Raw genomic sequence first — 15069 nt, forward strand, 5'->3', positions numbered from 1 at the left:
TTGGCAATAGCTGAAATTACTCAATTTTAGATTTACCTCTAGCTATTAGTGTCATCTTTCAAAATAGAACACGCGCCGATTCCCCTCTCTCCAATTGATTTTATGTGAATTGCCTACTTAAGGTAACAGGTTTATGCACAGTAATCTTCTTTTTGTGGATCGAAATCATCTTCTTTTCACGCAAATCCCCTAGCAGTCTAGTAACGGTAACACGAGTTGAACCAATTGCTTCTGCGATCGCTTGATGAGATAACTTCAGATCGATAGTGATCCCATCAGCACAAGGAACGCCAAAATCTCGACAAAGAATTAACAAAAAACTCACCAATCTGGAACCCATATCTCGGTGAGCGAGAGTTTCAATCATCATCTCTGTCTGTAAAATGCGCGAAGACAGACCCCGCAGCATTAACATTGATAATTCTGGATTTTCCTTGAGTGCTTGCTCTACTTGTTCAATTGGGGCTGACAGTAATTCCACAGGCGTAAATGCAACCGAATGGTAAAACCTATCCGACTTATTTCCTGTCAGCAATGACAAAACACCAAAAACACTATTTTCCCGAAGCAATGCTACTGTTATTTCCTCTCCTGCCTCGTACACCCTAGAAAGCTTAACAGCACCTTTCAAAAGAAAATAAACTCGTTCGGCAGGATCGCCAGGAAAAAAGATCGTTTTATTGCGTTCAAACGTTTCCACAACTGGCGGAAACGCCCCGGTCGCCATCTGACGAAATACATTTGCTAGGGCTTTATCTTGTGTCACGATCATCTCCCTTCCCCTACCCAATGCCGGAAAAACAAAAACTGATTACCTAAGAATACACCTGAAAAATGAATAAAGCACCGTCAACCTTTCTGTACTTTCCTATACTCAAACAAATCACTTCATAACTCTTTGTTTATAATGATACATAATTGTTGATCCTTTCAGCTACTAATTGTTTATAAGTAGTTCCAATAGCCGTATTAAAAAGGGTTTTTTAAAGAACAAATAAAGATATCTTGAGAAAATCTTTAGGAAAAATCAAGAATTTTGTCACAGCAAACACCCTTCTCAATATTCATTTTTGCAAATCCTGTATAAAACAAAGACAAAACGTGCCTCAGATTCTAGTATGCTCCTAATGATCGATCGCATTAATAATTTCTATGCTGAATCTGACTGGAAAAAATGCTCTTGTTACAGGTATTGCCAATAACCGCTCGATCGCCTGGGGCATCGCCCAACAGCTGCATAAAGCCGGAGCAAACCTGGGTATTACTTATCTGCCGGATGAACGCGGCAAAATGGAGAAAAAAGTTGCGGAGTTGGTAGAACCCCTCAACCCAAGCTTATTTCTTCCCTGTAATGTCCAAGATGAGGAGCAGATTCAATCTACCTTTGAGACAATCCGCGAACAGTGGGGGAAGTTAGACATCCTCATCCATTGTTTGGCTTTTGCCAGCAAAGACGATTTGACTGGAGATTTTAGCCAAACCTCTCGTTCTGGCTTCAACACCGCCTTAGAAATCAGTACCTACTCGCTGGTGCAGTTAAGTGGTGCAGCTAAACCTTTGATGACAGAGGGAGGTAGTATCGTCACCTTGACATATTTAGGTGGTGTTAGAGCAATCCCTAACTACAACGTTATGGGAGTTGCCAAGGCAGGATTAGAAATGAGTGTGCGTTACCTAGCTGCTGAACTAGGGCCGCAAAATATCCGCGTCAATGCCATCTCCGCTGGCCCCATCCGCACCTTGGCATCTTCAGCAGTAGGTGGGATTTTGGATATGATTCATCATGTAGAAGAAGTGGCTCCCCTACGCCGTACCGTCACTCAGCTAGAAGTGGGGAATACTGCCGCTTTCTTGTGTAGTGATTTGTCCAGTGGGATTACCGGACAAGTTCTATATGTAGATGCAGGATATGAAATTATGGGAATGTGACGCGATAAAGTTAGGAGTTATGAGTTATGAATTTTTAACTCCTAACTCCTCACTCCTAACTCTTTCCATTCCCTATGCAAACAACCAATCGTCAAGTTAATTCAAATTACGACCAGTCAACAAAAACTCCCCGAATTGCCACTGTTCACCGTACCACTGGTGAAACTGATGTGGAAGTTACCATCAACCTGGATGGTAGAGGAACTTGCACAGCAGCAACAGGCATTCCGTTTTTGGATCACATGTTGCATCAAATTGCCTCCCACGGACTGATTGATATAGATGTCCAAGCCAAGGGAGACTTAGAAATTGATGACCATCACACGAATGAAGATGTAGGCATTACCTTGGGTCAAGCTTTCAACCAAGCACTAGGCGACAGAAAAGGTATTGTCCGCTTTGGTAATTTTCTTGCACCATTGGATGAAGCCTTAGTTCAGGTAGCACTAGACTTTTCTGGACGGCCTCACCTCAGCTACGGCTTGCAAATTCCTACCCAGCGTGTAGGAACTTATGACACCCAACTTGTGCGCGAATTCTTTGTGGCGATCGCGAACCATAGCCAAATGACACTGCATGTTCGACAATTGGATGGCATTAATTCCCATCACATCATTGAGGCGACATTTAAAGCCTTTGCAAGAGCAACACGACTAGCGGTAGAAATTGATCCCCGTCGTGCTGGTTTAATTCCCAGTTCTAAAGGCGTTCTATAAAACGAGTCAAATGGGGCATTTAGCATGGAGCATTTGTTATTCCCCCAATCCCCAATCCCCAATAATTGACACACCGCTCGGTGATGGTTATTATCAGGCTACTGGGTAACTTGTAATTAATACTAAGCTGGTAATTAGTGGTTGAACCGAGATGAAGTCTGTTGCAGATGACCCTGATTCTCAACTTAATACGGCAGAAACTCCGCCAGTAGTCCTAACTTCTGAGTTGCGAAAAGTCTATCGCACTGGCTTTTGGCTAAATCAAAAAGTCGTATCTCTCAAAAACTGTTCTTTAACAGTTTACAAAGGCGAAACCTTTGGTTTGCTAGGGCCAAACGGTGCTGGTAAAACCACCCTTTTAAAATTGTTGCTGGGAATTATTAATCCCACCTCTGGGCGGGGATTATTATTGGATAAGCCAATAGGCGATCGCAGTGTTAAACAACATATCGGCTATCTGCCAGAAAATCCCTATTTGTATGACTATCTCACTGGCTGGGAATTTTTACAGCTAGCTGCTGGACTATTTCAAATTCCCCAAAGTGTCCAACGCCAACGTATTCCCCAACTGCTGGAATTAGTGGGTTTATCCCAAGCTGATGCTCGTAAAAAGCTGCTACGCCGCTACTCAAAAGGAATGCTACAGCGTGTTGGCATGGCACAGGCGCTAATTAACGAGCCAGATTTGGTTTTTCTCGATGAACCAATGTCTGGTCTCGATCCGGTGGGACGCTACCAAATGCGGGAAATTATCCTGGCGTTAAAAGCTGCTGGGAAGACGATTTTTTTCAACAGCCACGTTCTTAGTGAAGTAGAACAGATTTGCGATCGCATTGCCATCCTCGCTCAAGGTGAATTAATTTGCTCTGGTTCCCTGAATGAACTTTTAGGCGTAAACAACACATATCACATAAAAGGTCAAGGTGGTGACTGGGAAATTCTTAAAAAATGGATACCCACTCTCAAATTTGAACGTGATGGTTCCTGGCAAGGTACACTACAGGACGATTACTATGATTTCCTCGCTAGTGTTCGTCTTATGGAAGGTAAAATTATTGCCATGAACTTGTCGCGTTACTCCCTAGAAGAGTTTTTTATTCAACAAATCGAAAGAAAAAATAACAATAACTTAGTTAATTAATTTCGTTGCCAAGCGGTAAGTTGTAAGCTCGTTTGAGCAAAAAAATCCAAAGGTTTTGCATTTTTGAGTTTACTTTTTCAAGTAAACCTACAAAAAACCAAATTCCGATATCTTTTTAAAGTTATTTATATTTATTTAATGAACTTGCTCGTAATCTTGATATTAGTAGCAAATTCTAATCTATAGTTCAAATGTCATCAAATTGACATTGACAAGCAAATTTTATTAGTAAGTACTTTATTGGTTAACGGAGAATTTCTTGTATAAACTACGTTTATTTGCGTAATTACTAATGTTTTGTAATAATTCCTATATTCAAGTTTGCTTAACTTTAAATTAACTTCACTAAAAATTCAAATTATATAAACAAATTTCCTCCGGAAAATTACACTTTTCGAGGAAAATAAGAGTGTCGGGGAACTTGAATACTTAGGTATAGTCAAAATAAAAATGTTTAGACAGTACTTTATTGATCGTAGTTTCAAAATATCAGGTAAATATGCTTAACACAAGTTTGTTTAAATTTTTAACTCAGCCAGTTGTGGGTGTAGCTTTCTTAAGTGCTGTCAATGTCGTTGTGCCATTTGTGAGTCTAGCTCAAGGGCAACCACTACCACCAACTACACAATCACCAAGCACACAAACACAATTAGATACTAATTATTTATTAGGAGGCGGCGATCTCATCCGTGTAAATGTATTTGAAGTACCTGAATATACAGGTGAATATCAAGTTCCTCCAGGTGGAGCAATAAACCTACCTTTAATTGGCAGTGTATCAGTTCTAGGACTAACAACTGAACAAGCTTCCGATGAAGTTGCCAGAAGATATGCTCGCTTCCTTAAACGTCCCTTAATCTCAGTCAATTTGTTATCGCCTCGTCCCATTAACATATTCGTTGCTGGAGAGGTGACACGTCCAGGAGCTTACACCCTGAACTTGAGCGGAGGAGCAGGGAACAATCCAGGTGTACAATACCCGACTGTATTAGCCGCATTGACAACAGCGCAGGGAGTAACCCTAGCTGCGGATGTTACCCAAGTTCAATTACGGCGTAAAATAGGACCTTCTTCAGAGCAAACTGTTACTGTTAATTTGAAGGAACTCATCCAAACAGGCAGGTTAACACAAGATATTACCTTGCGCGATGGAGACACCATAGTTGTGCCAACTGCTACCAACTTCAACATCGCAGAATCCCGAAATATATTTGCATCTAACTTTGCTGCCAGCCAAACCACACCCCGCACAGTAACAATTATTGGTGAAGTTAACCGTCCCGGTTCGTATCTTGTCACTCCAGGTAACACAGATACCCAGGGGGGCGCAAATAGTGGCACTTCCACTCCCACAGGTCTGCCAAATGTGACGCGGGTAATTCAACTAGCTGGGGGAATTACATCACAGGCTGATGTTCGTAGTCTTAAGTTACGCCGACCTACAAGAACTGGCTCAGAACAATCTATAGATATTAACCTTTGGCAATTATTGCAGAGTGGTGATGCTAATCAAGACATCATCGTGCAAGACGGAGATACGATTGTTATTCCGACAGCTACTGAAATTAACCCCGCAGAAGCTACTCAATTAGCTACTACCACTTTGTCTCCTACACGCATTCAAGTTGGTGTAGTAGGTGAAGTTAAAAAACCAGGATTAACAGACGTTCAGCCGAATAGCTCTTTAAATCAAGCTATACTCGCAGCTGGCGGATTTAATGATGCCAGAGCTAGTAGTAAAGCTGTCGATTTGATTCGCCTCAACCCTAACGGTTCTGTCACTAAACGTATAGTAAAAATAGATTTCTCGGCTGGGATTAATGAGCAAACTAATCCTATACTTCGTAATAATGATGTTGTGGTAGTCAACCGCTCTGGTGCCGCTCAAACTGGTGATACCGTTAACACTATAACTGGGCCTCTAGGGATTATCCTTAATCTTCTGAACTTGTTCGGACTCTAGTTTAAGATACAGATGTGAATATTGGGGGCGTTGATAAACCCTTTGCGTCCCCAAAATTATACTATCTATGAGTCAAAGCTTAATAGTCAAGATTTAATAAGCAAAGACACATTTAATTTTTCAAGCTGAAAACCTTACAGTAAGGTTTTCAAAGTCCAAAAAGTACAATTTAGATACCCGACAGCTTATAGCCCTATTTAATTATTGATTAGAAATAAAAAAGCTAAAAAAACTTATAACTACGTACTTTTGCTCTCTGCATCTCCTCACGATTTAATTCGGATTGCTATAAGAAACAACTTATAGATAATGGGAAATGGGACTATTAAATTCACTCTTGTACTGCCTTTTGAGGGCAAGAATAAATAATGATGCGTTTATAAATGTGTAGAGTCATATTTTTACAGAGAAGCAGGCTACAGGAAGCCGTCTCTTATTCCAAAAAAATTCTAAGCAGTTCTCGTACTCTTACGGACAAGCAAGCTAGACATCGCTCGACCACAGGATAAGACAATATTAGGGTAGAGAACTACATAAGTGGCTTAGTTTGGGCGCTCACTTACTTAAAAATAGTCTTTCTTGTACTAATTTTAGAATATTTATCAGTAATATTACCAATTGACAAGTGCTATACACATAACAATTTTACTGGGAATTCATAATCTGCTATTGAGAGGCTTTTTCAAACTTTGTTTTGGCTACTCTGATTCTTATGATAATGAGAATAGTTTAGAGGTCGCAGGGGATATATTGTGCTCTATACCTCATTTACTCTCATTTTATGATTCTTATTATCATAAGAATTATTTAAGTAAATTAACTAATTGATGACAGATTTACTATCTTAACCGCAGAGACTGCGTATACACAGTAGAATGATGTCGAATTGGAAATGATGCCATTTGTACGGTTGCTTGGTGTCCATTAATGGAGTAGCTCTGGATACTGATAATTTTTCTTCAGTACTTTTACTAGATATATGCACATTTTTGGAACACAAGCTCAAAAGGCGTTTCCGCCATATTTACGTGGAAATTCTCAGGTGTAAACCTGGGAAACCGTGTATAAACTTACAAATGGCAGTTATACGACTGTCTCCAATACTGAGTTACTTACTAAGGCTAGAGCTACTGACCGTTGACGATTCAGTTTTTCGCAACATACCCTATTTTCCCTATTTTTCCCTATGATGATTCATGGTTTCGGTTTTCTCAGTTTGAGCGCATCTCTTGTACTTCCCTGGGCCTTAACAGGTCTGGCTCAAGGAGAGAAGATAACAGAGTATTTATTTAAAGACGTTCGTCAGTCATCGCTTGTTCCGGAAACATCACTGCCCAGCCGCAAGTTAATCAGCGCAGCTCCTGCGACAAAATACTATGTTAGCGGTACCGGAAGCGACAAAAATAGCGGACGCGATGAAGACGATGCGTTTAAGACAATTCAAAGGGCAGCAGACCTGACTAACCCTGGCGACACAGTATTTATTATGAATGGAGTGTACACAAATTCAGGACAAGCGGGGAGTGCCCTAAGTATTAAACGTTCTGGAACTGCTAATGCCTGGATTACGTATAAAGCATATCCTGGACATTTTCCAAAGATTCAACACAACACATGGAGTGGTATCGGGTTTTCAAATGGAGTTTCATATATTGAGATCGACGGTCTAGAGATCGTCGGGAACAATGCCAATATCACCCTTGCTTATGCGTTAAGTCAGAAGACTAACACATCAAATCGCCTTACAAATGGAACCTGCATAAGCATTGAGGGACGCAGTAGTTATGTTCATCACATAAATATTTTGAACAACAAAGTGCATGACTGTGGAGGAGGAGGTATCTCAGTAATCGCGGCTGATTATGTGAAAGTGGATAATAACACTGTGTATAATAACGCCTGGTATGGTATCTATGGTGGCAGTGGCATTTCGTTCTTGAAGAATCGGAATACTGACAATAACCAAGGATACAAAATGTTTGTTACCAACAACAAGGTCTACAACAATCGTATGTACGTTCCCTGGATTCAAGTCGGCAGGATCACAGACGGGAATGGCATTATTATGGATGAGTTAAAAAGTGGTCCTAATGGTGCATATAAAGGACGGACTTTAATTGCAAACAATATCTCATACAAAAATGGTGGTTCGGGTATTCATGCTCATGAGAGTGAGCATATCGATATTGTCAACAACACGGTTTATTTAAATCAGCAAAGCCCAGAGCTATCAAAGAAAGGGCAACTCTATGCTGGCTATGCATCGGATGTCAATATTTTCAATAACATTATTTATGGTGTTGCTGGAAAAAATGCTAACAGCAGCTACATGAATACCAATGTTACCTATAACTATAATCTGTACACTAACGGTGCAGTGGTTGGTGCGATGGGGCCTAACGATGTTATAGGAGACCCACAGTTTGTAGATGCTTCAAGTGGTGACTTTAGACTCAAAGCAACGAGTCCAGCGATCAACAGGGGTTACAATTGGAATGGGTTAAAAACTGATTATGCAGACAAACCCCGTCCTGCTGGTGGTAGATATGATATTGGAGCATACGAATATCAGTAAGTATAATATCTATTGCTACCTGCTCATACTTGCGTCAGACTGAAGTTAGGGTTACACAAAATAATAAGCCTGCCTTAGCAGGCTTATTATTTTGTAGCTAATTAAACAGACATGATATAGCAGTTATGCTGTTAAGTTAACTTGTGAGACAAAACTCTAATTTATACAGAGCTTTTGTCAGGAATACGTTTTTGTGGCTTTACCTCTTTTGTCAAATCTTGATGAGTAAAGTATTCTTTAGCATAGTTGAAATAACTACTAGATTCATTTTTATCAATGATACCATTCACAACTAAACCTAAGACGTTGTAACTGGATCTCTCTAGCATTTCTTGGGCAGCAGCAGCACTGTTAGAATCAATCACTCCAGGTCTGGCTACTAATAAAATCCCATCAGTCATTTGACTTAAAGTCAAAGCATCGGCTGCTAAAAGGAGTGGAGGAGCATCAATAATTACAACATCATAGTTATGTTGAGATGAAGAATTTTCAATTAGTGATGCCATCCGTTTCGAGTCAAGCAAAGCAAGTGGGTTGGGAGGTCTGACTCCAGCAGTTAAAACATCAAGGTTATCCATTACCTTAGATATAGCCATATTAAATTCAACTTGACCTACAAGAACCTCACTTAAACCGACTGCATTGCTTAGTTGCCAGAAATGATGCTGAGAAGGAACTCGCATATCTGCATCAATTAGTAAAACTTGACGTCCTAGTTGAGCGATCGCAGCAGCCAAATTAGCTGAAACTGTAGACTTGCCTTCTTTAGGAACTGCGCTAGTTACCACAATAGTTTTGAGTGCTTTATCTGAACTCAGAAATTTCAGATTAGCTTGAATCATTCGGTACATTTCGCTCGTTAAAGAGTAGGGCGTATCTCTCACGGCAACTGTTTGAGTTGGTAATTCTAAATTTGAGTAACGGGAGCGAACCTTTTTAACAGACAAAGGAACAATTCCCAGCAAAGTATATCCAAATACATCTCTAACTTCTCTAAGTGTTTTTAGAGATTTATCTCTCATAGCTAGGAATAGCACAGTTGTGGTGGCAAAAAACAAACCGAACATAACTCCTAGCACCAAAACAATTATTTTCTTGACTACTATCGGATCTTTAGGCACTAAAGCCTGAGCAATAATCCGAGAACTGGCTGTATTTGTGTTCTCAACTAATTGTAATTCTTGAACCTTTTTCAACAGAGTTTGATAGGTCGATTCTGCGACTTCAACTTTGCGTTCTAACTCCCGCTGATTTTGTGCCAACTGGGGTATGAGTTTCACCCGTTGTTCGTAGCTAGAACGAGAATTATATAGAGACGAGAGTCTTTTTGTTAACCCAAATCGCTGTATTTCTGACTGCAAAAAGTTTTGTATCAAACCTTGTCTAAGTTCTCCAATCTGCAATAAGCTCTGCGGAACTTGTGTCTGATTGCCAATAGTCTGACCAATTTGCTGTTGCAGGAGAGATTTTAAATTAGCTTTTTTTGCTTCTAGGTTAATAATTACAGGATTGTCATCTAGGAAACGGCTGCGCTCAATCGCTAACTGCCGATCGGTTTCTTGAAGTTGTACAAGAACTCCCTGTACAGCAGGTGACTGACTTAAGGCACTGACAGCGATCGCTTGCTGAGAATTTAGCTCTACTTTTTGGCGCAGTTCATTGGTTTGGGCGTTTATCTCATCCAGTTGAGCCTTGACAGTATTCATTTCATTGTCTAGATTTCCAATAGTTGCAACAGCTGACTTTGTCTCCTCTGATAAATCTGCAATCTGATGCTTTTGTTTAAATATACGTAGCGCTACTTCCGCATTGTTAACAGCAGCTTGAGTTTTAGGAAGCTGCTTGGCCATAAATTGACGAGTTGCTGCTGCCTCAGAGCGATTTGTCAGAATATCATTTTCTAAATACAAATTCATCACTGTGTTGACCACTGCTGCTGCTTCTTCTGGGTCATGGCTGCTATAGGTAATTTTCAATACATCTGTCCCACCAACAATTTTTAGAGTTAGCGATTTTTGTAGCGCTTGTACTTCCAGAGGTTTATCTTCTTTATCTTTGAGTTTTAGTTTGTCTATTGCCCGCTGCAATAAGCTAGGAGAAGTAATAACTTCTATCTGAGTGCTTACAGGATTTTGAGTTGCGACCAAAGCTTTTAAATCTCCTGAGTCTCCTCCTTCAGAGGAACCAGGGGAAAGATTACTTCCTGCTACTTTAAAAGAGGGAACTCTGAATAAAAGTTTTCCTTCGGCTTCATAAGATGGCTTCATAAATGTTGTGGATATAGCACTCAGCATAACTGTACCCACAAAGATACCGACAGCCGGTATCCACCATCGTTTCAATATCAATAGGTAACGATTAAGGTCTAAATCAATAGATTCTCTAGATTCCATAGATTTTTCTGAGATAAATCTTCAAAAGTACAGGTTTTAAGCAAGAAACTCAATATTGCTCTACTTAGAGTAGCGACAAAGCACACCTATTAACTAAGAGTGATACTATTTTACAATATGACATATAGTATAGACTATTTAACTCTAAAAACCTGAAATCGTTTCCAGGCTTCGGTTTCTGGAATCTGATAGCTAATACTTAGGAGTCTTGAGGAGCATAATTAAAAGTACATACAATACTAGTTAATGCTGATTTTTGCTTCCATTAACTCTCTTTCATCAAAGTATGGTGAGATATTGAGTGTTCTTGGCTGTATTCTCAAAATTCTTGTTTGGAATCAAGCATACATAAACTCCAGTTTCAAGATTATCTAACGATAGTAATAAAAGAGTGCCAATCCAAACAAATTTCAGGAAAAAACCTGTTATCTAAGTAAGTTGGCACAATATAAAATTATATGAAGAAAGATAAACTTGGCTAAAATCCTCTTTCTACCTTATTGCAACTACAAATATTTACGCCGATATACTTAGTGGTCTTCTATTACTATCGTCAGATAAATATCTGAAACCTTGTTCCAAGTGTATTTTCACGATATTTCCATCTGCCGTGTTGCTACTTATGTTGCCAGGCTTTCTCATAAGCCTCTAAGAGCTTAGGTACTTGATGTCGCCACTCTAGTTTATCCTCCATTCTTTGTCTACCTAGCTCTCCCATTTTTTGTCGGCGTTCAGTATCCTCTAGAAGTTCAAGAATATTCTCGGCAAAATCCACCACATCATTGCCTTTAGCATAAACAGATGCTCCTTCCGCCGATCGCCTTCCTTCCAAAAGATCAAACTGAACAATGGGTTTTCCCATTGCCATGTACTCCATGATCTTATTCATAGTCGAGCGATCGTTGTAGGGCATTTTTTTATCTGGATTGGCACATATATCACAGCTAGAAAGTCGTGCCAAAAGTTCATTATCAGGAATACGCCCGGTAAATTCTACAAACTCCTTAACTCCTAACTCTTCAGATAGTGCCTGAAGTTTCTCAAACATCGGTCCACTACCGATGAGCATAAAGTGAATATCCTGGCATTTCTTTTCATAGACAATGTAGCGTACCGATTGCAGCAGATAATCGATTCCCTCTGGTTCTCCCATAACACCAACATAGCCGACCAGATACTTTCGACCTTTACGGTAGTCTGGGTTGGGTGGTACAGGTTGAAAACGGGAAAGGTCAGGCCCACTACGAACAACAAAGACATCCTCTGGACTCTTGCCTCCACGGGTAAGTGCAACTGAGAGGTAAGATTCATTTGTTGAGATAACTACGTCTGCTGTGGCAAAGGTCAATCGCTCAACTAATGAGAGTCCATAATAAAAAATGTCTCGCCTTCCATACTTAGCTTCGTACATCTCCAGATTAATATCATGGTGGTCAAATATGACTCTTACACCCTTGAAAAACTTGAACCATCCTGCCACCAAAAACAGTAAATCTGGAGGATTGCAAATGTGGACAATATCAAAACCCCGCTCTTGCCACACCCGATGAGCAAGACGAAACTCCCAAAAAACGGCTGTAGCATACTCCCGTAAATATCCTGAAACCGAACTGATATCCGGTGGCATGTCGTGGCGATAAATATGAACGCCATCGATTACCTCGTATTCTTGTTCAAAGCCTTTACCTTTAGGACAAATCACCGAAACTTCATACCCAGCTTTTATTAGGGTGGTGGCTTCCATCCATACACGTCTATCAAAGGGAAGTGGAAGGTTTTCGACAATAATCAGTACCCTACTACCATGCGATGCCATGATAACCTAACTCCTTAGATGTTTGATTAAAGACCCCGGCTAGATCCAAAATTTGCATTTCTTTCGGGGCATCAAGTAGTACTTGGTGAAACTCTGGTGTAGCATGGGTAACTACCGCAAGCTCTGCTCCCTCCAAAGCTTGCTGGGAATTTGGCACTAGCAAACCTTCAAAATGAGGGAGATTACTCTGTATATAAGCAAGGTTGGTTCCCATTAATCGAGCTTCATACACAGCCGGGTCATAGATTTTTACCTGGCAGCCTTCTCCAATCAACCGTTTGACTAGCAGTACTGCGGGACTTTCTCTTAAATCATCTGTACCTGGTTTGAATGCCAATCCCAAAACAGCAATCTGTCTTACTCCCAGGCGTAATACCTGCTGGGCAGCCAAATCGACTTGAACGCTGTTAGTGGTTGGGAGGGCATTTAATAGAGGGACTGGTACATCCATATTTCGTGCGTGGTAAAGCAAAGCACTCAAATCTTTGGGCAGACAGGAACCACCGTAGGCAAATCCAGGACGCATGTACACAGGGGAAATATTTAACTTTGTGTCCTGTACAATGATGTTCATTACTTCCCGTCCATCTACACCAAAAGCTTTGGCTACTCGTCCGATTTCATTAGCAAAGCCCACTTTGGCTGCGTGCCAGCAATTGGCTACATATTTAACCATTTCAGCCACAGATGGTTTTACTACAGTGAACGGTGCATCTACTGTCGCATACATCTGTCGTACTGCTGCTTCTGCCACAGGAGATTCAGTACCAATAATAGTGTAAGGTGGTTGATCGTAATCTTTGATAGCCGAACCTTCGCGTAAAAACTCTGGGTTAAATGCCAGATGTATAGAGTTATTACCTGTAATACTATCTATGAGATTCTGACACTTTTCTAAAGTTCCTGGGGGAACAGTGCTACGCAAAACAACTACATGGCTTTCAGTCTTATGGCTAGCTGCTTTGGCAATTTGTTTGCACACATTCCAAACATAAGTAAGATCGGGTTCTCCTCTCTCTATTGGAGGCGTACCAACACTAATCAGAGAAATATTTGATGCTAGCACTGCCACTTCAGTATCTGTAGTAGCTGTGATTAATTTAGCTGCAACTCCATCAATCAGCAATTGACTCAACCCTGGCTCTACAATGGGCGACTCTCCTTTGGCGATCAAATCTACTTTATCGGGATTTACATCTACGCCAATTACTTCATGTCCGTCTCGTGCCAAGCAAGCTGCTGTTACTGCACCGACATATCCCAAACCAAAAATGCTAATTTTCATATCTATCCAGTTCTATCCAGTTGTTATTCTTTACATGAATTACAAAACAAGCCAATAAGACGCTTTTCTTCTAGCCCATTCAATTTAATACTGAGTAATATAAATCCATACAATCAACCCAATGTTTTCTTATATCTAGAGGAATAACACTTGTTCTCGCCTTCGTTCCTAAAGAAAGTCTCAAAGACTCATTTTCAATTAAAGACTTCATAGCATCTGATAATTCCTCAATATTTCCTGGATTAACTATTAATCCATTTTCACATTGACTAACTATCTCAGGGATACCTCCTACTGGTGTAACTATGACTGGTAATTCCCAAGCCATTGCTTCAAGCATTGCTAATGGGAGACCCTCATTGTAAGAAGGCAAGACAAAAACATCTGCTTGAGTTAACAGAATATCACGTTTATCTGACCCTATCCAGCCAGGTAGTTTTATATAATTTTCTAGATTTAGAGTTTTAACTAAATTGCCTGCTTGTTCTATTTCTCCATCCCCCGCCATAATCAAACTCGATCTTGTTTTATATTCAATAGGCAAAAGAGAAAAGGCTTTTATCAAATCAAATGCTCCTTTCCGTTGACCAATTCTTCCTAAAAAAAGTAAGTTTATTTTTTCAGATAATTCAGATAATGAACGTTGTGGGACTTCATCAGGAACTTTGACTGGATTATAAAAAACCACAACTTGCTCGGGTTTAAGACCAAGATGTTCTATGTAAAAAGTTTTCCAACTTTCTGATAAAACAATTAAGCGTTGACACTTGCAAAATACCCAACTTAGCAGTTGCTGCATCCATTTCGCCAATCCAGCGTAGAAAACATGAAATTGACTACCATGAGCATGTAAGATTATAGGCTTCTGAAAGACCCAAGCTAAAAATGTCATAATTCCTTGTCGTAAAATACTGCCGCGCTGTGAAATTTCAAGTTGAACAATATCAACTTCTTCTCTTTGTAAGATCCACAGAAACTTCCATACAGCTTTTAAAAAAACTATGACCTTAATTGCTATATTGCCTTCTTCGTGAGTGACAATATGACATATATCGACTTCAGAAGGAGCATACTCCAAAAAAAGCTTTTCGTAATTGGAAATGCCACCCTGCTGGAGTAAGCTAGGGCCTAACAGGATAATCTTGAGACTTTTAGAGGGAGAAATAGGCTGTATTTTTTCAAGAACCGGCCTATCCTTAGTTAATATATCAACCAAAGAATTAGAGTTGCTCATTTTAATCTTCTTCCATA

General features: G+C 40.1%; 10 protein-coding genes. 5 read left to right on the plus strand and 5 right to left on the minus strand.

The genetic code is table 11. The annotated features are described in order from the left end of the window. Positions 1–100: 100 nt before the first annotated feature. Complete coding sequence (ntcA, locus tag CDG79_RS19500) at positions 101–772, minus strand: global nitrogen regulator NtcA (RefSeq protein WP_008233817.1); 672 nt, start codon at positions 770–772, stop codon at positions 101–103. 380 nt (positions 773–1152) lie between these two features. On the opposite strand from ntcA, the gene fabI reads away from it, so the two are divergent. The 5 genes from fabI (at position 1153) to CDG79_RS19525 (ending at position 8324) form a co-directional block, all read left to right on the plus strand. Then, the gene (gene fabI, locus CDG79_RS19505) at positions 1153–1929 is read left to right on the plus strand and encodes an enoyl-ACP reductase FabI (RefSeq protein WP_094328314.1); all 777 of its coding nucleotides are present in this window, start codon (positions 1153–1155) and stop codon (positions 1927–1929) included. A 74-nt stretch (positions 1930–2003) separates the two neighbouring features. Beyond that, the gene (gene hisB / locus CDG79_RS19510; protein ID WP_094343599.1) at positions 2004–2645 is read left to right on the plus strand and encodes an imidazoleglycerol-phosphate dehydratase HisB; all 642 of its coding nucleotides are present in this window, start codon (positions 2004–2006) and stop codon (positions 2643–2645) included. 151 nt (positions 2646–2796) lie between these two features. Next, positions 2797–3786, plus strand: a complete 990-nt coding sequence (locus CDG79_RS19515) for an ABC transporter ATP-binding protein (RefSeq protein WP_094343600.1) — start codon at positions 2797–2799, stop codon at positions 3784–3786. Positions 3787–4285: 499 nt separating this feature from the next. After that, complete coding sequence (locus CDG79_RS19520; protein WP_094343601.1) at positions 4286–5749, plus strand: SLBB domain-containing protein; 1464 nt, start codon at positions 4286–4288, stop codon at positions 5747–5749. Positions 5750–6935: 1186 nt separating this feature from the next. Then, complete coding sequence (locus CDG79_RS19525; protein WP_223278214.1) at positions 6936–8324, plus strand: choice-of-anchor Q domain-containing protein; 1389 nt, start codon at positions 6936–6938, stop codon at positions 8322–8324. Positions 8325–8485: 161 nt separating this feature from the next. Here CDG79_RS19525 and CDG79_RS19530 read toward each other — a convergent pair whose 3' ends face one another. The 4 genes from CDG79_RS19530 to CDG79_RS19545 form a co-directional block, all read right to left on the minus strand. After that, positions 8486–10717, minus strand: a complete 2232-nt coding sequence (locus tag CDG79_RS19530; RefSeq protein WP_094343602.1) for a GumC family protein — start codon at positions 10715–10717, stop codon at positions 8486–8488. 616 nt (positions 10718–11333) lie between these two features. After that, complete coding sequence (locus tag CDG79_RS19535) at positions 11334–12533, minus strand: glycosyltransferase family 4 protein (RefSeq protein WP_094328319.1); 1200 nt, start codon at positions 12531–12533, stop codon at positions 11334–11336. Then, positions 12517–13818 (minus strand): nucleotide sugar dehydrogenase, encoded by a 1302-nt coding sequence (locus tag CDG79_RS19540; protein WP_094343603.1) that lies wholly within the window; start codon positions 13816–13818, stop codon positions 12517–12519. The genes CDG79_RS19535 and CDG79_RS19540 overlap by 17 nt, the downstream gene beginning before the upstream one ends. A 79-nt stretch (positions 13819–13897) precedes the next feature. Continuing rightward, positions 13898–15052 carry a glycosyltransferase family 4 protein gene (locus CDG79_RS19545; RefSeq protein ID WP_094343604.1) on the minus strand — a complete coding sequence of 385 codons (1155 nt, stop codon included), beginning with the start codon at positions 15050–15052 and terminating at the stop codon, positions 13898–13900. Between the last annotated feature and the right edge of the window lie 17 nt (positions 15053–15069).

It is taken from the genome of Nostoc sp. 'Peltigera membranacea cyanobiont' 232 (assembly GCF_002245985.1).
Lineage (GTDB): Bacteria > Cyanobacteriota > Cyanobacteriia > Cyanobacteriales > Nostocaceae > Nostoc.